This window comes from Acidobacteriota bacterium (assembly GCA_020853395.1).
Lineage (GTDB): Bacteria > Acidobacteriota > Vicinamibacteria > Vicinamibacterales > SCN-69-37 > JADYYY01.
Window position 1 is genome coordinate 103,043 of the sequence record JADYYY010000008.1, and the last position, 23,329, is coordinate 126,371.

Sequence of the window (23,329 nt, forward strand, 5' to 3'; positions counted from 1 at the left end):
ACGTCATGTCCGAACGAAAATACCGGCAGCGCGGATACCAGGACGTCGACCGCCGCGATCGCGCGGGGCTGCCGGCAGAGAGGCCCAAGGAGCCGCACGACCCGAGGCTGCCTCGCGACCCTCGCGTCCCGAACGTGCCGGGATTCAAGGACGTGTTTCGCTGCGCGCGATGCGGGCGCATGGAGCGTCCCGACGTCGGCCTGCGAAGCGTCTGCGGACAGTGCGGCGTGGCGCTGCACGCCTGCATCCAGTGCGCGTCGTTCGACTCCGGCGCCCGGTTCGAATGCCGTCAGACGATCGCCGCGCGCGTGTCGCCGAAGGACGCCGCCAACGACTGCCCGCTGTTCGCACCGCGGGTGAGCATCGAACGCGAAACCGGATCCACGCCCTCGTCGTCTTCGTCCAGCGCGCGCAAGGCGTTCGACGACCTCTTCAAGCTGTGAGATCGACGTCGCGCGTCTCCCGCGCGAGCCAGAGCGCGACGAACGTGAGCGCCGCGGCGGCGCTGAGATAGACGCCGACCGCGTGAAGCCCGTACGTGCTGGCGAGCGCCGTCGCGATGTACGGCGCGAACGAGGCGCCGAAGATGCCGGCCAGGTTGAAGGTAAGCGAGCTGCCAGTGTAGCGCACGGCCGTCGGGAAGAGCTCCGACAGGGTCGTGCCGAGCGGGCCGTACGTCATCCCCATCAAGGCGAGCCCCAGGCTCATCGCCGCGATCGCGCCGGCTCGTCCGCTGACGAAGACCGGCGGAAAGACCACGCCGAAGAGCGCGATGGCGGCCGTGACCCATAGCAGCGTCCGGCGTCGGCCGTGGCGGTCGGCGAACACCGCCGAGAACGGGATCGTCACGGCGAAGCAGCCGATGCCCGCGAGCTGCATCAACAGGAACTCCTCGCGGCCGTAGCCGAGCGGTCCGGTGCCCCACGCCAGCGTGAACACCGTCATCAGGTAGAACAGCACGAACGTCACGAGCGCGGCGACGGTGCCGATCGCCAGCGTGCCGGGAAAGTCGCGCAGCACGACGAGCATCGGGACCTTCACACGAGCCTGCCGGTGCCTGGCCCGCTCGAACACCGGCGTCTCGGTGATCGTGAGCCGCACGTACAGCCCGACCAGCACGAGCAGCGCGCTCGAGAGAAACGGGATCCGCCATCCGAAGCGGAAGAACTGGTCGTCGGTCAGCATCGCCGAGAGTGCCAGGAACACGCCGCCCGAGCAGAAGAACCCGAGCGGGGCGCCCAGTTGCGGGAACATCCCGTACCACGCGCGGCGGCCTGCGGGGGCGTTCTCCACGGCCAGGAGGACGGCTCCTCCCCACTCGCCGCCGAGGCCGAGCCCTTGGCCGAAGCGGCAGAGGGCGAGCGAGAGCGGCGCCGCGAGCCCGATGGCCTCGTAGGTCGGCAGCAGGCCGATCAGGACCGTCGACAGGCCCATCGTGAGCAGCGCGGCGACGAGCGTCGCCTTTCGGCCGACGCGATCGCCGAAATGGCCGAACAGCGCCGAGCCGATCGGGCGCGCCAGAAACGCGATGCCGAACGTCGCGAGCGACGCGAGGGTGGCCGACGCGGGATTCGAGGCCGGAAAGAACAGCCGGGGAAAGACCAGCACCGCGGCGGTGGCGTAGATGTAGAAATCGAAGAACTCGATGGTCGTGCCGACGAGGCTGGCGAACAGCACCTGGCGCGGCGAGTTCAGGCGTGGCGCGTCGGCAGCGGCCGGCGTCGACATCGATTACCGCCCCACCGTGCCGACGGCCGGCGCATCCGCGGCCGGATCCGGGAGCAGGCGGTTCATCTCGTTGCGGGCGCGGGCCACTTCGTCGAGCCTCGCGCGCAACTCCGGATGACGGCCGAGGAACGCGGCGAAGTCCTTCTGGCTCAGCGTGAGCAGTTGGCAGTAGTCGATGGCCGTGACGTCGGCGGACCGCGGCGCGCCGCTGAGCAGCGCCATCTCGCCGAAGAACTCGCCGGGACCGAGGCGAATCCGGCGGCCCTTCACCGAGACTTCCACGGCGCCCGACGAGATGAAGAACACCTCGTCGGCCGCATCGCCGGCGCGGATGAGCCGGGTGCCGGGCGCCGCCGATCTCGGTTTGAACAGCGTCAGCAGCTCGGTGCGCATGGCGACGTCCAGATCGCCGAACACCTTCCACCGCGAGATGAGCTCGTCGGGTTGCAGCGATGCCCGCTCTGCCGCCGTGCGGTTCGCATCCAGCGCCGCCTGCAGCCTGGCCAGACGGAGATCCTGGGCCGGCTCGACGCGCGACATGATCCGCCGCTGGCTGCGCATCCAGCGCTGGAGCGGACGGACCGACGCGAACGCCAGCGGATTGAGCGCCACCGACAGCAGGGCGCCGGCGAGGATCAAATCGCGGCCGGTCGGAGGAAGCAGGCCGAGCGAAATGCCCAGGCCCGCGAGGATGAACGAGAACTCACCGATCTGCGCAAGGCTCGCCGACACGGTCAGGGCCGTGCTGACGGGATAGCCGAGCGCCTGCACGATCGCGAACGCCACGATCGACTTGCCGATCAGGATGATGAACAGCACCCACAGCACGGCGACCGGCTCCCGGACGAGGATCGACGGATCGAACAGCATCCCGACCGACACGAAGAAGATGACGGCGAACGCATGCTGGAGCGGCAGCGACTCCTCCGCCGCCCGGTGGCTGAGATCCGACTTGCTGAGCACGACGCCCGCACAGAACGCCCCGAGCGCGAACGACACGCCGAACAGCGTCGATGCGCCGTAGGCGACGCCGAGCGCGATGCTGAGCACCGCCAGCGTGAAGAGCTCGTGCGACCCGGTCCGAGCCGCCTGCTGCAGCACCCACGGCACGACGCGCGGGCCCAGCACCGCCACGAGCGCGAGAAACACGGCAATCTTGCCGATCGTCAGGCCCACGAGCACGAGCACAGGCCCCTCTGCGGCGGCGGCGTGCCCTCCAGCCTCCTGCCCCGTGCCGACGACGCTGGCCAGCGCCGGCAGCAGCACGAGCGTCAACACCATCGCCAGGTCCTCGACGACCAGCCACGCGACCGCGATCCGTCCGTTGGCCGACGTCACGGCGGCCCGCTCTTCAAGGGCGCGCAGGACGACGACGGTGCTGGCGACCGAGAGGGCGAGCCCCAGGACGAGCCCGGCGGGCAGCGTCCACCCCCAGCCCATCGCGACGAGCGTGCCGATCGCGGTCGCGACGGCAATCTGCCCCACCGCGCCCGGGATGGCCACCCATCGCACGGCCAGCAAATCGGCGGTCGAGAAGTGCAGGCCGACGCCGAACATCAACAGGATGATCCCGATTTCGGCCAACTGGCTCGCGACCTCGGCATCGCCCGAGGAGAACGGCGAGGCCGGGCCGATCGCGATGCCCGCCAGCAGGTAGCCGACGAGCGGGGGCAGGCGCAGGCGCGTCGCGACGATGCCGAACGCACACGCCATGACGAACCCCATCGCGGTCGTGATGAGCAGCGTGGCCTGATGTTCCATGCGTCAACGGTCTCCGGCGCGACGGATCCTATCCGAATCGCCGATCCTGCCGCGTCACGGCTTCGCCGCGGACAGCGCAATCGCCGCCACCATCCGGCCGGTTCGTCGGCCCTCCCGCCGATACGACCAGCATCGGTCGAGGTGGTCGGCGGTGCAGAGTCGCGCCACGAACACGGACGACGGCCGAACGCCGGCGCGCGTCAACTGGTCGCGGTTCGCGCGCCAGAGATCGAGCCGCCAATGTGCGTCGCCATCGGCGGTGAACCAGGCCTCGGCGCCGTCGCCGAGCCGAGCGAATGCCGCCTTGACCGGCGCATCGACCTGATAGCAGCACGGCCCGATGCTGGGCCCGATCGCAGCGACCAGATCGCCCGCCGGAATGCCCATCGTCTCGAGCTGCTGGACTGCGGCCATCACGATGGCCGCGGCCGTGCCCCGCCAGCCGGCGTGTACGGCGGCCACAGCCCTGCCGTGCCGGTCGGCGATCAGCACCGGGACGCAGTCGGCGACGAGGACCGAGACGGCGGTGCCTGCCCGCGCGGTGATCAGTCCGTCCGCCGCGCTCTCCCGCGGCGGGGCGACGCCCATCGTTACCGTCATCACCTGGCAGCCGTGGACCTGCGAAACCGAGAAGACGTCGGGCGGGTTCACGTCGAGTGCGGCGGCAACGCTGCGCCGATCGGCCTCGAGCCGGTCGTCTCGATAGCGAAGATCGCGCGAGGAGAACAGGTGCCGCGCACAGGCGTCGAGCGGCCGGCAGACGAGCACCTGGCCGGCCGGTCCTCGGCGCCATTCGAAGTCGGAGGGAACTTCGGTCATCCCCGTTCGGGCCCTCCGGCGCGAGATCGACGCCCGCAGTTGACGATCCGCGCCACTGTCCCCGCGCGCCCGTGCCGGGCGAGAGTCGATAAACGGCGTGTTCGTCGCACGTTGGCGCGACACGCCGAGCAGCGCTCGACGTGGCCTCGCCGTTGCTCTCGCGTGATTGCCGGAACGCAAGTGGGAGGGGTCATGACGATCAAGTTCTTTCCGAACGACAAAGGCAATCCCCAAGGCAAGCTGGCGGACGCCGAGCTCACGTTCTCGGGTGGACCGCTGGATGGCCTGAAGCTCCTGGGCTTCGCCGTCTGGGAGCGCAAGACCGGCGGCCGGAACGTGACGTTTCCGGCGCGCCAGTACTCGGTCAACGGCGAGCGGCGGAGCTTCGCGCTGCTCCGGCCCGCGGCCGACGCCGCCGCGCAAGACCGGCTGCGCGATCTCATCCTGGAGGCGTACAAGGAACACGAGGCCGAGCTGGCGGCGGCGGTGTAGCGCCACCGCTTGGCGCTACTCGACAACAGCGGCGCGCTCGGGAGCACGGGCGGCCTGCGTGGCCGGCAGCGTCCACTCCGCACGCGCCGACTTCGCAAGCTCCTGCCGGAAGAACGCGGTCTTCACGCCGCCATCGATGATCTGCCATGGCAGGAACGGGTCGGCGCTGCGATCGCGGTACAGGTAGGCGTCGGCATCGAGCCCGGTTTCCTGGACGGCGGCGCGCCATTGGCCGCCGTTGCGTTCGGCCGCTTCTATCGTGTCCGCCACGCGGCGGTCGCCGAGGGAGAGCAAGCCTTGAAAATACGACTGACGCTCGGACTTGATGTTGAAGAAGACGTTGTCCATGCCGTCGACGAGCCGGCGCAGCCGGTCGGCCTTGCGGTCGATCTCCTCGGCTCGCGTCATCGGCAGCCACTGGTAGGTCGTGGCGGGCTTGGGGACGAGCGGATTGACCGACGCGATCAGCCGGCCGATGGTGCCGCGGCTGCGGGCGTGCTCGCCCATCCGGTCGCGGATCTCCCTCGTCAAATCCCTGATGGCGACGAGGTCCTCGTCGGTCTCGCCGGGCAGGCCGATCATGTAGTAGAGCTTCAGGTTCTCGAAGCCTTCCCGGAAGATCAGGTCCGCCCGTTCGAGGATGTCGGCATTCGTGACCGTCTTGTTGATCACGCGCCTCAGCCGGTCCGAACCCGTTTCCGGAGCGATGGTGATCGACCGCTCGCCGCTGGCGCGGAGCAGGCGCAGGATCGCCGGCGTCAGATCGTCGAGACGGAGCGATGCCGGGCTGATGCCATAGCCCATCTCGAGCAGCCGCTGGAGGATCGGCTCGATGTCCGGGTGATCGCACAGCGCGATCGAGACGAGCCCCACGCGGTTCGCGTGCGGGCGGGCGGCTTCGGCGATCTCGAGAATCCGCGCCGTGTCGAACGGCCGGACGGGAAGGTAGTTGTAGCCAGCCCAGCAGAACCGGCACAGGTTGGCGCACCCGCGCACGACCTCGATCAGCAGCCGCGACCCGAACTCGGTCTCCGGCGTGAAGATCTTCGTCGCCGGCGGGTCCAAGCGGTCGGCCGCTTTGACGGCCGCCTTGCGGATGGTGACCGGGGCGCCCGTGTCGGGCTTCGGGACGATCGCTGCGACGCGGCCAGGGCCGTCGTAGACGACGTCATAAAGTGCCGGCACGTAGAAGCCGGTCTTCCCGGCCAGCCGCTGCAAGAGGCCCGGCCGGTCCCTCGTGCCGATCTCGCCGATCGCGTCCACCAGGTCCGGCACGAGCAGCTCCGCCTCACCGCAGGCGATCACGTCGGCGAACGGCGCGAGCGGCTCGGGGTTGACGAACGTCACCGCTCCGCCGATGACCACGAGCGGATCGCGCCCGTGCCGGCGGTCGGCGCGCGGCTGCAGCCCCGCCAGCCGCAGCATCGTGACGATGTTCGTGTAGTCCCATTCGAAGGACACGGAGAACGCGAACACGTCGGCGTCACGGACCGGCATCTGCGATTCCAGCGTGATGAGCGGCTCGCGTCGGATCAACCGTGCGCTGACCTCGGATTTGGGCGGGAGGAAGACGCGCTCGCACACCACGCGGTCGTCGGCGTTGAACAGCGAGTACACCGTCTGGAGCCCCAGGTTCGACATCCCGACGAAGTAGGTGTTCGGGAACGCGAGGGCCACGCGCAGCCGTCCGGCGTGCGCCTTGCGGACGGCGCCCACCTCGCGCGAGATCGTGTCGAGCGCCTGACCGCGCGGTCCCCCGGCCGCAGCCCGGGACGCAGCCGTCCGGCGTCGATGGAGAGGAGGCGGAGATCGTCGAGCCGTCACGTGATGGGCGAACCTGTGGTGGTGCCTCGCCTGATCGGCCGAAGAGCCCACCCTGGCTGGCTCGTCCAATTGTACTTGCGCCTGCCGGGCGGTGCCGGCCCGCCGCGCTCCCGGCGCCTATGACGGCTCCTGCCGGCGAAGGAATGCCGGCACGTCGAGCGGCGATCCCTCCTCGTCGTCTGCGCTCGAGACGGCGGGCGTGATCGCCGGCCTCGATCCGAACATGTCGATCGCCGGCCGGCGGTGGACGACGAACCCACCGTTGACCGCCTGTTTCTCGGGGACTTCCTCCTGGGCCGCGTTCGCGTAGGCCGTGAGGTCCACGGGGGTCGGCTTGCTGGCCTGGGCGGCCGGCGCCGCAATGGCGCGGGCGCGATCGAAGCCGGTGGCGATGACGGTGATCTTCACGCGCCCTTCCATGCCCGGATCCACGACGGCGCCGAAGATGATGTTCGCCTCCTCGTGCGCCGCCGAATGGATGATCTCGGAGGCCTCGCTGACTTCCGCCAGGGTGAGGTCCGCTCCGCCGGTCACGTTGATGATCACACCCCGCGCGCCGGTCACCGACGTTTCCTCGAGCAGCGGGCTGGAGATGGCGGCCGTCGCGGCCAGCTTGGCGCGATCGTCGCCGGAGGCGACGCCGGTGCCCATGATGGCCAGCCCCATGCGCGACATGATCGTCTTGACGTCGGCGAAATCCAGGTTGATGAGCCCCGGCACGAGGATGAGGTCGGAGATCCCCTGGATGGCCTGCCGGAGCACGTCATCGGCCGTTTCGAAGGCCGCCGACATGCTGGTCGTCCGGTTGACCGTGCTCAACAGGCGTTCGTTCGGGATCGTGATCATCGTGTCGACCGCGTCGGCCAGCTCCTGCACGCCCGCCTGCGCCTGGGTGGACCGGCGCCGCCCCTCGAAGCGGAACGGCGTCGTGACGACCGCCACGGTGAGCGCGCCCAACTGGTTGGCGAGGCTGGCGATCACGGGCGCCGCGCCGGTGCCGGTGCCGCCGCCGAGGCCGGTCGTGACGAACACCATGTCCGCCCCACTCAGCACCTCGAGCAGCCGCTCGGTGTCCTCGAGCGCGGCCGCGCGGCCGAGGTTCGGGTCGGCGCCGGCGCCGAGCCCTTTCGTGAGCTGGCTGCCGATCTGGACCTTCACCGGTGCCGCGTTGTTCTGCAACGCCTGCTGATCCGTGTTGGCGACGATGAACTCCACGCCGCCGAAGCCGGCGTGGACCATCCGGTTGACGGCGTTGCCGCCGCCGCCGCCGACGCCGATCACCTTGATGCGGGCCCCGGTGCGGATGACTTCCTCCTCGAGGGTCAGGCGGAGCGTTTCTGGCGCGTGCGGATGCAGGTGGCGGAGATCCATCAGTGATCCTTTCGTCTGGCTAGAAGAACTCTTTGAACAGCGTGCGAAGCCGGCCGGTGATGCGGCCGAGCGCGCCGGCGCTCACGCGCGCCGGCTCGTGCTGCAGATGGCGATGGGTGTAGGCGACGACGCCGACCGAGGTCGCGAACGCCGGGCTGTTCACGTGATCGGCGAGCCCGCCGACGCCGTCCGGGGCGCCGCGGCGCACCGGCAAATCGAAGATCTGCTCGGCGATCTCGCCCATGCCTTCGAGCAGGGCGCCGCCGCCGGTGATGACGATGCCGGAGTTGAGCGACTTCTCGTAGCCGGCGCGCCGGATTTCGTCCCACAGCAGGTGACAGATCTCCTCGGCGCGCGGCTGCACGATCTCCGACAGCACACGGCGCGGCATCAGCCGGGCACGGCGGCCGGCGATGCTCGCGACCTCCATCGTCTCGTCTTCGGCGACGAGCGACGTCAGGGCGCAGCCCGATCGGCGCTTGAGCTTCTCGGCGTCCGGAATCGGCATGCGCAGGCCGACCGCGATGTCGTTGGTGAAGTGGTCTCCGCCGACCGGGAGCACGCCCGTGTGCCACAGGCTGCCGCGCTCGAACACGGCGAAGTCGGTGGTGCCGCCGCCGATGTCCACGAGGCACACGCCGAGCTCCTTCTCGTCGGGCGTCAGCACGGCCTCGCTCGCGGCGAGCTGCTCGAGCACCGTGTCGACGACCTCGACGCCCGCGCGGTTGACGCAGGCAATCATGTTCTGCATCGACGCGGAGCTGCCCGTCACGACGTGGACGTTCACCTCGAGCCGGCTGCCGGTCATCCCGACGGGCGCCGTGATTCCGTCCTGGTCGTCCACGACGAAGTCCTGCGGCAGCACGTGGAGGATTTCCCGGCCGCCCGGCAGCGCCACCGCGCGCGCCGCGTCGATCGCCCGCTTCACGTCGTCGCGCGTGATCTCGCGGTTGCGCCCTGCGACGGCGACGACGCCCCGGCTGTTGAACGCCTTGACGTGCGCGCCCGACAGCGCCAGGTGCACGCTGTCGATCTCGACGCCGGCCGTCAGCTCCGCTTCGTCGAGCGCCTTCTTGATCGCCTCGGCGGCCGAGTCCACGTTGTTGACGATGCCGCGGCGGATGCCGCGGGACTCCGCGAGCCCGATGCCGATGATGTCGAGGCCGCCATCGTCCATCAGCTCGCCGACGATGACGGAGACCTTCGACGTGCCGACGTCGAGCCCGATCAGGAACCGTTCCTTACGCGCCATGAGCGTCCTCACTCGTCATCCGCCCGCCGGACGGGCGCTCGACCGTGTTGTCGGGCGTGTTCCCCGCGGGACGGGCGCGACGGTCGCTCGCCCTCCGCGGGCGCACGAACACGCGATCGTCGAACCGCAGATCCACCTGATCCAAGTCGCCGATCTGCTCCTGCAGCTCCGGCGCCACTTCGAAGAACGTCTGGAGACGCTCGACGAACCGCGTCTCGCCGAGGTGCAGCCAGATCGAGGGCGCGTCGAACATGACGACCGCGTCGTGCGGGCTCGCGACGTCGATCTGCGACAGCCGCCCGCGGAGCTCCGGCCGCGCCGCCAGCGCGGCGAGCAGGGCGCCGACCAGGTGTACGCGCGCGGGATCCGCCAGAGGGCCGGCGGCGGACGGGCCGGTGAGCAGCCCGTCGACGATCGGCAGATCGAGGTCCGCGTACGGCGCGCCGTATTCGTCGATGATCACGCCCGTGTCGTCGACGAGATAGAGCTGCTGTCCCAGGCGCGCGATCGCCAGCGGCGTCCGCTCGACGATCTCGATCGCGATCGTCGACGGGAGCGCGCGGCGAAACGTCGCGCTGGCGATCCACGGCGAGTCGAGCAGGCGCCGCCGATAGACGTCGAAGTCCACCTCGAAGATGTTCTCGCCGCGCAGGCCGTCGAGCAGGGCGTCGATCTCACCGGCCGACAGCCGCGCGGCCCCGCGCACGTCGATGCCGCGAACCTTCAGCGGCTCCGCGCGGAGCGCCCACTGCGATCCCCACGCCGCCGCCAGGGCGAACAGGAGCCCCAGCCCCGTCCAACCCAGCACGCGCGCGATCCGGCGGCCGAGCCGGCGGCGATCCGGCCGCAGATCCGGCCGGCGGTACCGCCGGTCCGGCGGCAGGGCCACGCCAGCCGACGCGAGCGCGCGGGGCTCCGGCGTCGCCGTCATCGGCGGCCCTCCCGCGCGGCGAGCGCGCTCACGATGCCGCTGCTCACGCGCGCGATCGAACCCGCACCGAGCGTGAGGATGAGATCGCCCGGACGGGCGAGCCTCGCGACTTCCGGCGCGACGTCATCGAGATCCGCGACGAGGTGCAGCTCGCGGACCGACGGGCGGATCGCCTCCGCCAGCGTCTCGAGCGTCACGCCCGGCAGCGGCGCCTCCCCTGCCGGATAGATGTCGGTGAGCACCACGACGTCCGCCTCGGCGAGGGCGGGCCCGAAGGCCGCCATCTGATCGCGCGTCCGGGAATAACGGTGCGGCTGCAGCACCGCCATCAGCCGGAACGGGTGGCCGGCTCGGCCCGTCCTGAGCACCGCGGCAATCTCGGTCGGATGGTGCGCGTAGTCGTCGATGACCTGAATGCCGTGCACCTCGCCCCGAGCCTGGTACCGGCGTTCGGCGTTTCGGAACTCGGCGAGCGCCGCCTGCATCCGTTCGAACGAGAGCCCCAGCTCCAGGCCGACGGCGATGGCCCCGAGCGCGTTCTGAAGCGCGTGCAAGCCGGGCACCTGCAGCGTCAGATCGCCGGCGCCCGTTGCCAGGCCGCGCACCGCGTATTCCACGCGGCATCGCGCCGAGACGCCGTCGGTCATCGGCTCGACGCCGCGCACGTTGGCCTGACCGTGGAAACCGTACGTGATCACGCGGCGCGTCAGGTCCGGCACGAGCGATCGCACGGCGGGATCGTCGAGGCACGCGATCACGGCCCCATAGAACGGCACGCGCTCGGCGAAATCGCGAAACGCGCCGACGAGGGCCTCGAACGTGCCGTACGCCTCGAGGTGTTCCCGGTCGATGTTCGTGATGACCGCGATCGCCGGTTGGAGCTTCAGAAACGAGCGATCGCTCTCGTCCGCCTCGACGACGATGTACTGCCCCTTGCCGAGCCGGGCGTTGCTGCCGAAGACGCTCAGCCGGCCGCCGATGACCGCCGTGGGATCCAGCCCGGCGCGCTCGAGCATGACGGCCACCATGGAGGTCGTCGTGGTCTTGCCGTGCGCGCCGGCGACGGCGATCCCGACGCGCAATTGCATCAGCGCGGCGAGCATCTCCGCGCGCGGGATCACGGGGACGCGGCGCGCGCGCGCTTCGGCCACCTCGGGGTTGTCGGCCGGCACGGCCGAGGAGATCACGACCACGTCGGCGTCTCCGATGTGTGCCGCGTCATGGCCGATGGCGATCCGCGCGCCGAGATCCGAGAGACGGTCCGTGATGTCGGATCGTCGCGCATCCGAGCCGCTGACCCGGTAGCCGAGGTTGACGAGCAGTTCCGCGATCCCGCTCATGCCGATACCGCCGATCCCCACGAAATGCACCTGCCTGGTGCGTCCCAGCCACACGTCAGGCCTGCACCGCGCCGCTGTCGCGCGCGCCGAGCGCCAGGAGACGGTCGACGATCCGTGCGGCCGCGTCGGGCCGTGCGAACCGCGTCATCGCCCGGCTCATCACCGTTCGCCGGCCCGCGTCGTCGAGGAGCGCGCCGAGCACGTCGGCGACCCGCGGCGGCGTCAGCTCGCGCTCGTCGATCATCACGGCGGCGCCGGCGGCCTCGAGCACGCGCGCGTTCTTGCGCTGGTGATCGTCGGTCGCGGCGGCGAACGGAATCAGCACGGCGGGCCGGCCGGCAGCCGCCAGTTCCGCCAGGGTCGTGGCGCCGGCGCGGCCGACGACGAGATCGGCCGCCGTCACTTCGTCCACCACCGGATCGAGGAACGCGGCCACGCGCACGCCGACGCCAGCGCGCTCGTACTGCCGCCGCACCTCGTCGAGATCGCGCTCGCCCGTCTGGTGCACGATCTCGAGCGACGGATGACGCCGTACCAGCTCGGGGACTGCCGCCACCATGGCCATGTTGATCGCGTGCGCGCCCTGAGAACCGCCAAGAATCAGTACCCTCCGTCCCGTGCCCGCCGGATCGCGGCCCACCGCCGAGAAGAACTCGGCCCGGACCGGGTTGCCGGTGACGATGCCCCTGCCGTCGAAGAACGCGAGCGTCTCGTCATACGTGACCGCCGCGGCCCGGACGAACGGCGCGAGCAGCCGGTTGGTCAATCCCGGCGCCGCGTTCTGCTCGAGCACCATGGTCGGGATGCGCCGGAGCGCGGCCGTCAGCACGACCGGGCCGGAGCTGTATCCACCGACGCCGACCACCACGTCGGGCCGCCGCCTCGAGACGATCCGCCACGCATCGGCGAGCGACGGCAGCACGAGGGCCGCGCCACGCGCGCGCGCGACGACCGACTTGCCTTTCAACCCCGCGCTCCTGATGACGTCCAGCTCGAAGCCTTCGCGCGGCACGATCCGCGCCTCGAGACCGCGTGTCGTGCCGGCGAACGTCACGCGGGCGTCGGGCACGCGACGCCGCAGCTCCCGCGCGACGGCGATCCCCGGGTACAGGTGGCCGCCCGTGCCTCCGCCGGCGATCACGACCGACAGGCTCACTCACGCCCCCTGGCCTTCCAGCGTCCAGTCGGACACCCGCCGGGCGGCAGCCGGCACGGCGCCAGGCGATCCTTGCTGCGAGATGTTCAGCAGGATGCCCATCGCGACCAGGTTGATGAGCAGCGACGATCCGCCGTTGCTGACGAACGGCAGCGGAATCCCCTTCGTCGGCAGCAGCTTGGTGACCACGCTGATGTTGACGAAGGCCTGAAGGGCGATCATCGACGTCAGCCCGAGCGCCAGCAGCGAACCGAACCGATCCGGGGCGAGCAGCGAGGCGCGCAGCCCGCGCCAGGCGATCAGCACGAAGCACGCGAGCGTCAGCGTCGTGCCGACGAGCCCGAGCTCCTCGGCGATGACGGCGTAGATGAAGTCGGTGTGGGGCTCGGGGATGTAGTAGAGCTTCTCGATGCCCGCCATCAGGCCGCGGCCCAGCAGCCCGCCGGATCCGACGGCGTACAACGAGTGGATGATCTGGAAGCCGTCGCCGAGCGGGTCCTGCCAAGGGTCGAGGAACGTCATCAGCCGGCGCCGGCGATACGACGATTCGAGGACGAAGACCGCCGCCGCCGGCACGAGGACCACCGCCGTCCAGATCAGGTAGCGATAGGCGAGCCCCGCCGTGAAGAGCATCACGACGACGATGCCGACGATGACGGCGGAGGTGCCGAAGTCCGGCTCGGCCAGCACGAGCGCCGTGAGGCCGAACGTCACGGCGCCGATCGGCAGGAGCGCGAAGGCCGGGTCGTTGACGCGGTGCATGCGCCTGTCGAGCACCGCCGCGGTAAACAGCACGATGACGAGCTTGGCGAGCTCGGACGGCTGGAGCGTGGCGACGCCCGCGAGCGTGATCCAGCGGTACGTGCCGTTGCGTGGATTGAAGAAGAACACCAGCACGAGCAGGCCCGCGGCCAGCGCGACGAGCGACCAGATCAGCGCCGGCCGCCGGTACTCGTGGTAGTCGCGCCGCATCACGACGAGCATGACCGTGATGCCGAGCACGGCCCAGGCGAGCTGCTTGTACAGAAACCATGACGCCGCCTGGTACCTCGCCGCGGCCTGCACGGCCGAGGCGCTGTACACCATGACGACGCTCACGCTGACGAGCAGCAGCGTCGCGAGGAACAGCAGTTTGTCGGACTTCAGCGTTCGTGCCATCTCGTGTCGCTGCCTCAGCGATCTCGGCCGGACCGGTGCGGGCGCGGCCACCGCGCCGTCCGAAGCGGTCAACAGTCATCAGCCGGATTCGGATCCGGACATCCACCTCACGTGCCGACCCCGGCCCGTGTTCCCAGCGGTGGACTCCGTGTCGCTGCCCGAACTGATGACTGTTCACCGCTCCGTCACATCGGCCCCCCTGCTCCCGTGCCGCGCCGGCGCGGCTCCGACGCCATCAGCCGCCGCGCCGCGGCCTTGAAGGCGCGCCCGCGCGCGGCGTAATCCGCGAACATGTCGAAGCTCGAGCAGCCCGGTGCGAGCAGCACCACGCCCTCGGGCTGCGCGAGGTGGAAGGCGCGATCGACGGCCTCGTCCATCGAGGCGGCGCGCACCACCGGCACGGTGCCGGCGAGCGCGGCCTCGATGCGATCGGCGGCCTCGCCAATCGCGACGACGGCGCTGGCGCGGCCCGCCACGATCGGCCGCAGGTCCTCGAAGGCGCCGCCCTTGTACCGCCCGCCCATGATCGGCACGACGCCGGCGCGCATGCTCTCGATGGCGCGGCCCGCCGCGGCGACGTTCGTCGCTTTCGAGTCGTTGACGAACCGCACGCGCCCGGCCGCGCCGACCTCTTCGAGCGTGTGCTCGAGGCCGCGGAACGCGGCGACCGCGCGGGCGATCGCCGCCGGCCGGGCGCCCGCCAGCGTGGCGGCCGCGGACGCGGCGAGCACGTCGCCGAGCAGGTGCCGTCCGGGCAACTGCACCGATGCCACCGGCAGGAGCGGCGTCGAGACGCCGCGCGTGCGCTTGACGACCATCGCGTCCTCGACCGTCACGCCGTCGGCGAGCGGCTGGTCGAGCGCGAAATCGAACCGTTGCGCCGGCGCGCCGTCGGCCAGGGCCGTGGCCAGCGGATCCTCCGCGTTGACCACCGCCCAGTCGGTGGCGGCCTGGTTGCGGAAGATTCGAGCCTTGGCCTGCGCGTACTCGTCGAACGACGCGTGCCGGTCGAGGTGGTCGGGCGAGAGGTTGAGGAGCACGGCGATCCAGGGATGGAACGTGTCGGTCGTCTCCAGTTGGAAACTGCTGACCTCGACGACGTGGATCGCGTCCGGCGTCGAGTCACCCACCTGCTCGCTCAGCGGCGGCCCGAGATTGCCGCCCGCGATCGCGCGATAGCCCGCCTCCTGGAGAATGCGCGAGATCAAGGTCGTCGTGGTCGACTTCCCCTTGGTTCCGGTAATCGCGATGATTCGGCCCGACAGCCAGCGCGACGCCAGCTCGATCTCGCCGATCACCGGAACGCCCGCGGCCCTTGCGGCGCGGAGCACCGCGAGATCGGCCGGCACGCCGGGACTGACGACCACGAGATCGGCGGTGGTGAAGAGCGCCTCGGGATGCGAGCCGAGCACCAGCCGGACGCCCGCCTCGCCGAGCGTGGCCGCGTCCTCGATCGCCGCCATGTCGGTCAGCGTCACGCGCGCGCCGCGCGCGGCGAGCAGCGTCGCGGCCGCGCGGCCGCTCCGGCCCGCGCCCACGACGACCGCCGCCCGTCCGTCCACCCTGAACGTCATCGCGTCACCTGAGCTTCAACGTCATGAGGCTGAAGAGCGCGAAGATGATCGCGAGAATCAGAAACCTCGTGATGACCTTCGGCTCCGCCCAGCCGATCAGCTCGAAGTGGTGATGGATCGGCGCCATGCGGAACACCCGCCGGCCCGTCAGCTTGTACGAGGCGACTTGAATCACGACCGACGCCGCCTCCATCACGAACACGCCGCCGACGATCGGCAAGAGCAGCTCCTGCTTGATCAGGATCGCCACCGTGCCGAGGGCGCCGCCGAGCGCGAGCGACCCGACGTCCCCCATGAACACGTCGGCCGGATGGGCGTTCCACCAGAGGAATCCGAGGCTTGCTCCCACGAGCGCGCCGCAGAAGATCGTCAGCTCGCCGACGCCGGGAAAGCGGATGATCAACAGGTACTCGGCGAACTCCTTGTGCCCGGTCACGTACGTGAACGCGGTGAACGCGCACGCCGACACGGCGAACGTGCTGATCGCGAGCCCATCCAGGCCGTCGGTCAGGTTGACCGCGTTCGTCATGCTGACGAGCACGAGCGCGGCGAACGGCACGTACCACCAGCCGAGGTCGGGGATGAGCCGCTTGAAGAACGGGAAGATGAGGCGCAGGCTGTAGGCCGGCGGCGTTTGATCGGAGAGCCACACGAGCGTGAGCCCGACGGCGATCGCCACGGCCACCTGCCCGAGCAGCTTGTAGCGGGCGAACAGCCCGTGATGGCTGTGACGGGTGATCTTCAGGTAGTCGTCGACGAACCCGATGGCGCCGAAGGCCGCCGTCGCGAGCAGCGCGATCCACACGTAGCGGTTCGTGAGGTTCGCCCAGAGCACGGTCGGCACGAACACCGCCGTCAGGATGAGCAGCCCGCCCATCGTCGGCGTGCCCGCCTTCGCTTTGTGGCTGGCGGGCCCGTCCTGACGGATGACCTGCCCGATCTGGAACGTCCGCAGGCGCCTGATGAACCAGGGGCCGAGCAGCAGGCTCAGCGCGAGCGCCGTCAGGCTCGCGGCTGCCGTCCGGAACGTGATGTATTGCACGACGTTCAGCGCGGAGAACTGCTCGTGCAGCGGAAAGAGGAGGTGGTACAGCAATCAGGCCACCTCCAGCAGATGATCCGCAACGATGTCCGTCCTCGTGCCGCGTGAGCCCTTGACGAGGACGAGGTCGCCTGGCTCGACGAGCGAGGCCACGGCGCGAGCCGCGGCGGCGCTGTCCGGAAACCGCAGGATCCGATCGCGCGCAAGGCCGCCGGCGATCGCACCGTCCACGAGCCCGGATGCCGGTTCGCCGCCGATCACGACGAGGCTGGCGACGGCGCTGGCCGCCGTCCGGCCGCACCGCTCGTGCAGCGCGCGCGATCGCTCGCCGAGCTCGAGCATCTCACCCAGCACGGCGATGCGGCGGCCGGCGACGGGCGTCGCCGCCATCGCCCGCAGCATCGCGTCGACCGCGGCGGGGCTCGCGTTGTACGAGTCGTCCACGAGCCGGGCACCGTTGGCGAGCCGCGTGACGCGGCCACGGCGCGCGACCGCTTCGACCGATTCGACGACGCGCTCGACGTCGGCCAGGTCGATGCCGAACTCGACGGCCACGGCCACGGCGGCAAGGACGTTGGCCAGTTGCGCCCGGCCCGGCAGCCGCACCTTCAGCCGCAGCCGCCCTCGCGGAGTGCGGACGTTCGCGGTCGTGCCGTCGAACCCGGCATCGGTCACCTGCTCGGCCCGGACGTCGGCCTCGGCCGTTTCGCCGAAGAGCACGCGCCGAGCCGGGGCGTGGCGCACGTGCGCCATCACGAGCGGGTCGTCGGCATTGGCCACGACGAGCGTCGAGGCGTCGGCTCCCTCGAGGATCTCCGCCTTGGCACGCGCGATCGCCTCGGCCGATCCGAAGTAGCCGAGGTGCGCGTCGCCGACGTTCGTCCAGACGCGAACCTGGGGTTCGGCGATCTCCACGAGGCGGCGAATCTCGCCGGCGTGGTTCATCCCGAGCTCGACGACCGCGACGTCCGGCCCATGGCGCAGCTCGAGCAGCGAGAGCGGCAGGCCGATGTGGTTGTTCAGATTGCCCGGATTCCGGAACACGCGGAACCGCGTGGCGAGCAGATCCGCCGTGACTTCCTTGGTCGTCGTCTTCCCGGCACTGCCGGTGATCGCGACCACGCGGGCGTGTGATGCCCGTCGCACGGCCTGCGCGAGGCGTTGCAGCGCGAGGAGCGTGTCGTCCACGAGAATCACGACGGCGTGATCCAGCGCGTGCTCGGGCTGGCGCGAGACGACGACGCCGGTGGCGCCGGCGTCGACCGCCTGCGGCACGAACGCGTGCGCGTCGAACCGCGGCCCGGAGAGCGCGACGAACAGCGCGTCGGCTCCGGTGGCGCGCGAGTCGGTCGACACGCGCGCGAACACGCGATCGGCGGGCCCCGCCACCAGCCGTCCGTGCGTGGCCTGGACGACCATGGCCGCCGTCAGCGCGACTGCGCCGGCCGGCAGCGTCATGCGCTCGCCTCCGCACGCCGGCGCGCCAGCGCCGTGCGCGCCACCTCGACGTCGTCGAACGGCAGCGAGCGGTCGGCGACGATCTGGTACTTCTCGTGCCCCTTGCCGGCGATGACGACAAGGTCGGCTGGCCGGGCCGACCGCACGGCGAACTCGATGGCGCTGCGACGATCGGGGTTGCGCACGTACGGCGCATCGGCGCGACCCGGCCGCGCCGGATCGAGGGCCGGCGCCAGCCCGCGCACGATCTCGTCGATGATCCGCTGCGGGTCCTCCGAGCGCGGGTTGTCGGACGTGACGACGACGAGATCGCTGAGGCGACCCGCAACGGCCCCCATCAGCGGCCGCTTGGATCGATCGCGATCGCCGCCGCAGCCGAACACCGTGATCAGGCGGCCAGCCGCCAGCGGCCTCACGGTCTCGAGCAGGTGCTTCAACGCGTCATCGGTGTGCGCGTAGTCCACGACGACGCGCACGTCGTCGGCCGCGGTCGAGACGACCTGGAAGCGGCCGGGCACCGACTGCAGCGCGGCGAGGCCGCGGGCGATCGCATCGGTGGGCACGTCGAGCGCGAGCGCGGCAGCGACGACCCCGAGGACGTTGTACGCGTTGGCGCGGCCGACGAGCGGCGAGCGCAGGCTGAGCGGACCGCGCGGGCTGTCGATCTCGAGGGTCAGACCGTCGAGCGTCGAGTCCAGGCGCCGGACCCGGACGTCGGCGGCGCGGTCGATCGCGTACGTCACGACGTTCGTGCGGCGCGCGGCCAGCTCGACACCGCGCGGATCGTCCACGTTGACGATCGACGGCGCGCCGGCCGGCAGCATGTCGAAGAGCCGCCGCTTGGCCGCGAAGTACTGCGTCATGTCGCCGTGGAAGTCGAGATGATCGCGCGTGAGGTTCGTGAAGATCGCCGCGCGGAATCTGAGGTAGTCCACGCGGTGCAATGCGAGCGCGTGCGACGACACTTCCATGGCGCAGGCGCGGCATCCGCGCGTGAGCATCTCGCGGAGGAGCCGGTGGATCTCCGAGGCCTCGGGCGTCGTGTGCCCGGCATCCCGCTCGTCGGCGGGCGACGGTCCGACGCGAACGCTGACCGTGCCCAGCCGGCCGCAGGGCGAGCCCGCGGCGTCCAGCACCGCGCTCAAGAGGTAGGTCGTTGTCGTCTTGCCGTTCGTGCCGGTGACGCCGATGACGGAGAGCGACTCGCTCGGACGGCCATAGACGAGGTGCGAGATCTCGGCGAGCGCAAGGCGCGCGTCGGTGGTCGGAAGCCAGACGCCGGATGCGGCCGGCTCCGATTCCGAGACGACCGCGACGGCGCCGCGCTTGAGCGCGTCGGCGGCGAACGACGTGGCATCCACGCGCTGGCCGCGAATGGCGACGAAAACGGCTCCGCGCGTGACCGCACGGGAATCGTGCGTCACGCCCGTGACGGCGACGTCCTGCCGGCCCGCGCGCTCCACGCGCGTCCGGGCGTCCGGCGCCAGCGTCCGAGCCGATCCCGCCAGTGCGCCCAAGGTCATGGAACTCCCAGACCGGCGCTCGCGCCGGCCAGCGTCTCCGTCAGTTCCAGCGCCGCCCACGTGCCCGAGCCGAGCGGTTCGCCGGGCGCGGGCGTCTGGCGGGCGACGAGGCCATCGCCGTGGAGCCGAACGGCTGCGCCGGCGCGCGTGAGGACGCGCACCGCCTCGCGGGCGCCCAGCCCGATCACGTTGGGCATCACGGGCGAGCTGCTCGTGGCCGCCGAGGCGATCAGCACCATCGGCGTGGGCACGGGCCGGGCCGGCAGGAGCCGGTCGGACGCGTTGATCAAGACCGGCGGCGCCGGGTCCACGCTGGGCGGCACGCCGGCGAGCTGGAGCGCGGCCTCGGCGATCCGTTTGAAGATCGGGGCCGCGACGGTGCCACCGAAATGGCCCTTGGCACGGGGCGTGTCGATGACGACGAGGATCGTGAACCTCGGTTTGCGCGACGGGACGAAGCCCACGAACGAGGCGTTGAACGCCGTCGGCGAGTACGCGCCGTCGATCAGCTTGTGGGCCGTGCCGGTCTTGCCGGCGACCTGGTAGCGATCGAGGCTGGCGGCGCGGGCCGTGCCCCGCGGCGAGACGACGCCCTCCATGATGTCGGTCAGGGTCGCGACCGTCGCGCTGCTGATCGCGCGCCGGACGACCTTCGGCCGGACGGGCTCGATGCGTCCGTCGCGCACGACGGCTCGCACGAGATGCGGCTCCATCAGCAGGCCGCCGTTGGCGACGGCGCTCACGGCCGTCACCATCTGGAGCGGCGTGACGCCCACCTGATAGCCCATCGACACCGACGCAAGTCCGCTTTCGTTGAGGGCGGCCGGCTGCCAGATGCCGCGGCTCTGTCCCGCGAAGTAGGCCGGTGCAATGGATTCGCCAAACCCGAAGCGGTGGACGTACTTGGTGAGCCGATCGATGCCGGTGCGCAGACCGACTTTGATCGCGCCGACATTGCTCGACTTCACGATCACGTCCGCGAACGTCAGCACGCCGTAGTTGTGCCCGGCCGCCTCGGTGATGGGCTTGCGGCTGCCGATCCTGATGACGCCGGGGTTCGTGTCGATGAGCTCGTCGACGGAGACGACGCCTTCCTCGAGCGCGGCGGACGCGGTGACGATCTTGAACGTCGAGCCGGGCTCGTAGACGTCCTGCACGGCGCGGTTCCGGCGGGCGTCCGGAACGGACCGCCCGACCGCATTCGGATTGAACGTCGGGTAGTTGGCCAGCGCGAGGATCTCGCCGGTCGCCGGATCCATGACGAGCGCGCTGCCGCCCTCGGCCCGGTTCTCCTCGACCCCGGCCTTCAGCTCGCGTTCGACGATGTGCTGGAGGTAGAGATCCAGCGTCAGTTGCACGGTGGCGCCGTCGACGGGCGTCCGTTCGACGCGCGATTCCAGCCGCTGCCCCTTCGCATCGACCTGCGCGAACGCGCGGCCGTCCGTGCCGCGGATGAGCTCGTCGAGCGCGTACTCGAGCCCGCCCTGCCCGTTGTTGTCGAGGCCGACGAAGCCGAGCACGTGGGCGCCGAGCTCCATCCTCGGGTAGTAGCGGCGCGTGTCGGTCTGCGTGACGATGCCCGGCAGCTTCAGCGCGCGCACGCGATCGACCTGCGCCGGCGAGACGGCCCTCGAGCGGCGGACGAGCGCCCAATCGCCGTCGCCGGTGAGCCTCGCCTGGAGCTCTTCGCGTTCGCGGAGCGAGCAGTCACCGAGCGCCTGGCACAGCGCGCGCGCGGTGGCCGCCGGATCCTTGATGCGGCTCGGCGCGGCGGCAATCGACTCCGCCTCGACGGAATAGGCGAGCAGCCGGCCCTGCCGGTCGACGATGTCGCCGCGCAGTGCCTCGAGCGGAATCGAGCGCTGCTGATTGCGACGGGCGCGCTGCGTCAGCTCCTCGTGCTGGAACACCTGGAGCTGCACGAGCCGCGCCTCGATCCCGACCACCCAGACGGCCGCGGCGCCCAGCACGACCAGCAGCCGCCGCTTGAGGTGCGCACGCCACGCCGACTCGTACGCATCGGATGGCCGCTCCGTCGTGACGAGCGGATCGAGCGAGGCCCGCTGCGCGCGAAAGCCGTGAGGCAGGCCGGGGATCCGCATCAGGGCATCCCCGTCGCGCGGGCGACCATGGCCGGCGGCGGCGTGGCGACGCGCGCACGCTCGATGACGACGGTCTCGGCGAGCGTCGGCGCGCGCAGGCCCAGCTCACGCGTCGCGCGCAGCTCGATCACGTCCGGCGCGCGCAGGACTTCGAGGTTGAGCCGGAGCTTGCGGTTGACCGCTTCCTCCTTGGCGCGCTCCACGCGGAGCGCTTCGATGCGCATGCTGTGCGTGCGCGTCTGGAAGTGCTGCCAAGCCGAGAAGAGCAGCATGCCGACGGCGAGCGACGCGAGGGCGACGATCCGCCGGAACTCCCGCTTCTGCTGCAGGTCGTGCTCCCGGACGACGGGGTTGTTCCGGATGTCCTTGCGGACGGCGTACGTGAGGTCGATGCTCATGCCACCCTCTCCAACCCACGCAGCCGCGCGCTGCGCGCCCGGGGATTGCGCGCCCGCTCGGCTTCCGACGCGACGATCGGACGCTTCGTGACGAGCTGTCCGCCGGCGCTCGCGAGGCGCCGGAACGTGTGCTTGACGACCCGGTCCTCGAGCGACTGGAACGCGATGATCGCGATCCGGCCGCCCTGCCTCAACGCGTGCCACGCCGCGTCGATGAACCCTTCGAGCCCGGTCAACTCGTCGTTGACCCAGATCCGCAGGGCCTGGAACGTCCGTGTGGCCGGATCGAGCCGTTGCCACCCGTGCGCCCCGACGGCACGGCGGACGACCCCGGCGAGCGCCGCGGTGTCGGCGAGCGCACCTCGATCGCGAGCCGAGATCACGGCCCGAGCCACCTGACGCGCGCGCCGTTCTTCGCCGTACTGGAAGATCACGTCCGCGAGCGCGCGCTCGTCCACCTCGGCCAGCCGCTCGGCCAGCGTCGCCCCGCGGGTCCGATCCATCCGCATGTCGAGCGGTCCCGGCTGCCGGAAGCTGAACCCCCTGCCGGGATCGTCGAGCTGCATCGACGAGACACCCAGATCCGCGAGCACCCCGTCGACCGCGGCGATCCCCTGCGCCGACAGCACGGCGCCGAGCCGCCGGTAGTCGTCGTGGACGAACGTCACGGCCCCGGCCGCGTCCGCGAGGTGCCCTCGCGCGACGTCAATCGCGTGCGCGTCTCGATCGATCCCGATCACTCGGCCGGCGCCCGCCACCACCAGCGCGCGCGTGTGACCGCCCAATCCCAGCGTGCAGTCGACGTACGTGCCGCCGGCCCGCGGCCGGAGGAGCGACACGACCTCGTCGACGAGCACCGGCTCATGGCCCGCGTCAGATTCCGAACTCGGCCAGTGCGCGGGCGTCATCGTCGGTGAACGGCTCCCGCTGGAGCTTCGCGAGCAGCCGCTCGTGATTCCAGACTTCGAGGTACTCGACCTGCCCGAGCACGTCCACCTCGCCGACCATGCCGGCCGCATCGCGCAGCCGCGCGGGAATGCCGAGCCGGCCCTGTGCGTCGAGCTCGCCGAGCTGGCCGTAGTAGTTCACCCGGTCGAGGAACTTCGCGCGCGCCGGATGCGTGCTCGGCATCCGCGCCAGCCGCTGCTCGACGGCCAACCAGACCGGCATCGGATACACACGGACCGACTCGCCGGTCACGCTCGTGACGTACAGACCCGTACCGTGCTGCTCCTCCACGAGCGCCTTGAAGGCGTTCGGGAGCTTCAGGCGACCCCTGTCGTCGATCTTCGCGGGATAGCTTCCGCGCAGCACATTGGCTCCACTTTGATCCACAAAACTCCACGGGGATGGTAGAAGGTCGTATTCCGGGTGTCAACGGCAAACTAATGAAAAGACGG

20 protein-coding genes are annotated in these 23,329 nt (G+C 70.8%); 2 read left to right on the forward strand and 18 right to left on the reverse strand.

The features are described 5' to 3' along the window. Positions 1–5: 5 nt before the first annotated feature. Entirely contained in the window at positions 6–443 is a 438-nt protein-coding gene (locus IT184_07805; protein MCC7008705.1) for a hypothetical protein, read from the forward strand. Here the strand turns inward: IT184_07805 and IT184_07810 are convergent. Genes IT184_07810 through pgeF form a run of 3 tightly spaced genes read right to left on the reverse strand, consistent with a single transcriptional unit; the run spans position 433 to position 4,308 of the window. Continuing rightward, the gene (locus tag IT184_07810) at positions 433–1,728 is read right to left on the reverse strand and encodes an MHS family MFS transporter (protein MCC7008706.1); all 1,296 of its coding nucleotides are present in this window, start codon (positions 1,726–1,728) and stop codon (positions 433–435) included. The genes IT184_07805 and IT184_07810 overlap by 11 nt on opposite strands. A gap of 3 nt (positions 1,729–1,731) precedes the next feature. Continuing rightward, positions 1,732–3,489: a cation:proton antiporter gene (locus tag IT184_07815; protein MCC7008707.1), complete on the reverse strand. Its 1,758-nt coding sequence runs from the start codon at positions 3,487–3,489 to the stop codon at positions 1,732–1,734. 54 nt (positions 3,490–3,543) lie between these two features. Then, a complete protein-coding gene (pgeF, locus tag IT184_07820; GenBank protein ID MCC7008708.1) occupies positions 3,544–4,308 on the reverse strand; it encodes a peptidoglycan editing factor PgeF in 765 nt (254 codons plus the stop codon). A gap of 192 nt (positions 4,309–4,500) precedes the next feature. Between pgeF and IT184_07825 the strand changes: the two genes are divergently transcribed. Further along, entirely contained in the window at positions 4,501–4,800 is a 300-nt protein-coding gene (locus IT184_07825; GenBank protein ID MCC7008709.1) for a hypothetical protein, read from the forward strand. A 15-nt stretch (positions 4,801–4,815) separates the two neighbouring features. Here IT184_07825 and IT184_07830 read toward each other — a convergent pair whose 3' ends face one another. From IT184_07830 to IT184_07900, 15 genes are all read right to left on the reverse strand, one after another. Continuing rightward, the gene (locus IT184_07830) at positions 4,816–6,516 is read right to left on the reverse strand and encodes a radical SAM protein (protein ID MCC7008710.1); all 1,701 of its coding nucleotides are present in this window, start codon (positions 6,514–6,516) and stop codon (positions 4,816–4,818) included. 225 nt (positions 6,517–6,741) lie between these two features. After that, positions 6,742–7,995, reverse strand: a complete 1,254-nt coding sequence (gene ftsZ, locus IT184_07835; GenBank protein MCC7008711.1) for a cell division protein FtsZ — start codon at positions 7,993–7,995, stop codon at positions 6,742–6,744. A gap of 19 nt (positions 7,996–8,014) precedes the next feature. After that, positions 8,015–9,247 (reverse strand): cell division protein FtsA, encoded by a 1,233-nt coding sequence (gene ftsA / locus IT184_07840; GenBank protein ID MCC7008712.1) that lies wholly within the window; start codon positions 9,245–9,247, stop codon positions 8,015–8,017. Next, positions 9,237–10,178, reverse strand: coding sequence for an FtsQ-type POTRA domain-containing protein (locus tag IT184_07845; GenBank protein MCC7008713.1), 942 nt, complete (start codon positions 10,176–10,178; stop codon positions 9,237–9,239). Before IT184_07845 ends, ftsA begins: the two co-directional genes overlap by 11 nt. After that, positions 10,175–11,518, reverse strand: a complete 1,344-nt coding sequence (locus IT184_07850; GenBank protein MCC7008714.1) for a UDP-N-acetylmuramate--L-alanine ligase — start codon at positions 11,516–11,518, stop codon at positions 10,175–10,177. Before IT184_07850 ends, IT184_07845 begins: the two co-directional genes overlap by 4 nt. A gap of 55 nt (positions 11,519–11,573) precedes the next feature. Beyond that, the gene (gene murG / locus IT184_07855) at positions 11,574–12,674 is read right to left on the reverse strand and encodes an undecaprenyldiphospho-muramoylpentapeptide beta-N-acetylglucosaminyltransferase (protein MCC7008715.1); all 1,101 of its coding nucleotides are present in this window, start codon (positions 12,672–12,674) and stop codon (positions 11,574–11,576) included. Next, positions 12,675–13,832: a putative lipid II flippase FtsW gene (gene ftsW, locus IT184_07860; GenBank protein MCC7008716.1), complete on the reverse strand. Its 1,158-nt coding sequence runs from the start codon at positions 13,830–13,832 to the stop codon at positions 12,675–12,677. A gap of 185 nt (positions 13,833–14,017) precedes the next feature. Beyond that, positions 14,018–15,406: a UDP-N-acetylmuramoyl-L-alanine--D-glutamate ligase gene (gene murD, locus IT184_07865; protein ID MCC7008717.1), complete on the reverse strand. Its 1,389-nt coding sequence runs from the start codon at positions 15,404–15,406 to the stop codon at positions 14,018–14,020. 4 nt (positions 15,407–15,410) lie between these two features. Beyond that, complete coding sequence (locus IT184_07870) at positions 15,411–16,502, reverse strand: phospho-N-acetylmuramoyl-pentapeptide-transferase (protein MCC7008718.1); 1,092 nt, start codon at positions 16,500–16,502, stop codon at positions 15,411–15,413. Next, positions 16,503–17,906 carry a UDP-N-acetylmuramoyl-tripeptide--D-alanyl-D-alanine ligase gene (locus IT184_07875; protein MCC7008719.1) on the reverse strand — a complete coding sequence of 468 codons (1,404 nt, stop codon included), beginning with the start codon at positions 17,904–17,906 and terminating at the stop codon, positions 16,503–16,505. Further along, positions 17,903–19,429, reverse strand: coding sequence for a UDP-N-acetylmuramoyl-L-alanyl-D-glutamate--2,6-diaminopimelate ligase (locus tag IT184_07880; protein MCC7008720.1), 1,527 nt, complete (start codon positions 19,427–19,429; stop codon positions 17,903–17,905). The genes IT184_07875 and IT184_07880 overlap by 4 nt, the downstream gene beginning before the upstream one ends. Next, complete coding sequence (locus tag IT184_07885) at positions 19,426–21,531, reverse strand: transpeptidase family protein (protein ID MCC7008721.1); 2,106 nt, start codon at positions 21,529–21,531, stop codon at positions 19,426–19,428. The genes IT184_07880 and IT184_07885 overlap by 4 nt, the downstream gene beginning before the upstream one ends. Continuing rightward, on the reverse strand, positions 21,531–21,929 hold the full coding sequence (locus IT184_07890) for a cell division protein FtsL (protein ID MCC7008722.1): 399 nt from the start codon (positions 21,927–21,929) through the stop codon (positions 21,531–21,533). The genes IT184_07885 and IT184_07890 overlap by 1 nt, the downstream gene beginning before the upstream one ends. Continuing rightward, positions 21,926–22,837, reverse strand: coding sequence for a 16S rRNA (cytosine(1402)-N(4))-methyltransferase RsmH (gene rsmH, locus IT184_07895; GenBank protein MCC7008723.1), 912 nt, complete (start codon positions 22,835–22,837; stop codon positions 21,926–21,928). The genes IT184_07890 and rsmH overlap by 4 nt, the downstream gene beginning before the upstream one ends. Next, positions 22,803–23,243, reverse strand: a complete 441-nt coding sequence (locus tag IT184_07900; protein ID MCC7008724.1) for a division/cell wall cluster transcriptional repressor MraZ — start codon at positions 23,241–23,243, stop codon at positions 22,803–22,805. The genes rsmH and IT184_07900 overlap by 35 nt, the downstream gene beginning before the upstream one ends. Positions 23,244–23,329: the final 86 nt, after the last annotated feature.

Bases quoted from the DNA above. Each gene is read 5' to 3' on its own strand.
- IT184_07805 (MCC7008705.1), top strand. From the start codon at position 6: ATGTCCGAACGAAAATACCGGCAGCGCGGATACCAGGACGTCGACCGC.
- IT184_07810 (MCC7008706.1), bottom strand. From the start codon at position 1,728: ATGTCGACGCCGGCCGCTGCCGACGCGCCACGCCTGAACTCGCCGCGC.
- IT184_07815 (MCC7008707.1), bottom strand. From the start codon at position 3,489: ATGGAACATCAGGCCACGCTGCTCATCACGACCGCGATGGGGTTCGTC.
- pgeF (MCC7008708.1), bottom strand. From the start codon at position 4,308: ATGACCGAAGTTCCCTCCGACTTCGAATGGCGCCGAGGACCGGCCGGC.
- IT184_07825 (MCC7008709.1), top strand. From the start codon at position 4,501: ATGACGATCAAGTTCTTTCCGAACGACAAAGGCAATCCCCAAGGCAAG.
- ftsZ (MCC7008711.1), bottom strand. From the start codon at position 7,995: ATGGATCTCCGCCACCTGCATCCGCACGCGCCAGAAACGCTCCGCCTG.
- ftsA (MCC7008712.1), bottom strand. From the start codon at position 9,247: ATGGCGCGTAAGGAACGGTTCCTGATCGGGCTCGACGTCGGCACGTCG.
- IT184_07845 (MCC7008713.1), bottom strand. From the start codon at position 10,178: ATGACGGCGACGCCGGAGCCCCGCGCGCTCGCGTCGGCTGGCGTGGCC.
- IT184_07850 (MCC7008714.1), bottom strand. From the start codon at position 11,518: ATGAGCGGGATCGCGGAACTGCTCGTCAACCTCGGCTACCGGGTCAGC.
- ftsW (MCC7008716.1), bottom strand. From the start codon at position 13,832: ATGGCACGAACGCTGAAGTCCGACAAACTGCTGTTCCTCGCGACGCTG.
- murD (MCC7008717.1), bottom strand. From the start codon at position 15,406: ATGACGTTCAGGGTGGACGGACGGGCGGCGGTCGTCGTGGGCGCGGGC.
- IT184_07875 (MCC7008719.1), bottom strand. From the start codon at position 17,906: ATGACGCTGCCGGCCGGCGCAGTCGCGCTGACGGCGGCCATGGTCGTC.
- IT184_07880 (MCC7008720.1), bottom strand. From the start codon at position 19,429: ATGACCTTGGGCGCACTGGCGGGATCGGCTCGGACGCTGGCGCCGGAC.
- IT184_07885 (MCC7008721.1), bottom strand. From the start codon at position 21,531: ATGCGGATCCCCGGCCTGCCTCACGGCTTTCGCGCGCAGCGGGCCTCG.
- IT184_07890 (MCC7008722.1), bottom strand. From the start codon at position 21,929: ATGAGCATCGACCTCACGTACGCCGTCCGCAAGGACATCCGGAACAAC.
- rsmH (MCC7008723.1), bottom strand. From the start codon at position 22,837: ATGACGCCCGCGCACTGGCCGAGTTCGGAATCTGACGCGGGCCATGAG.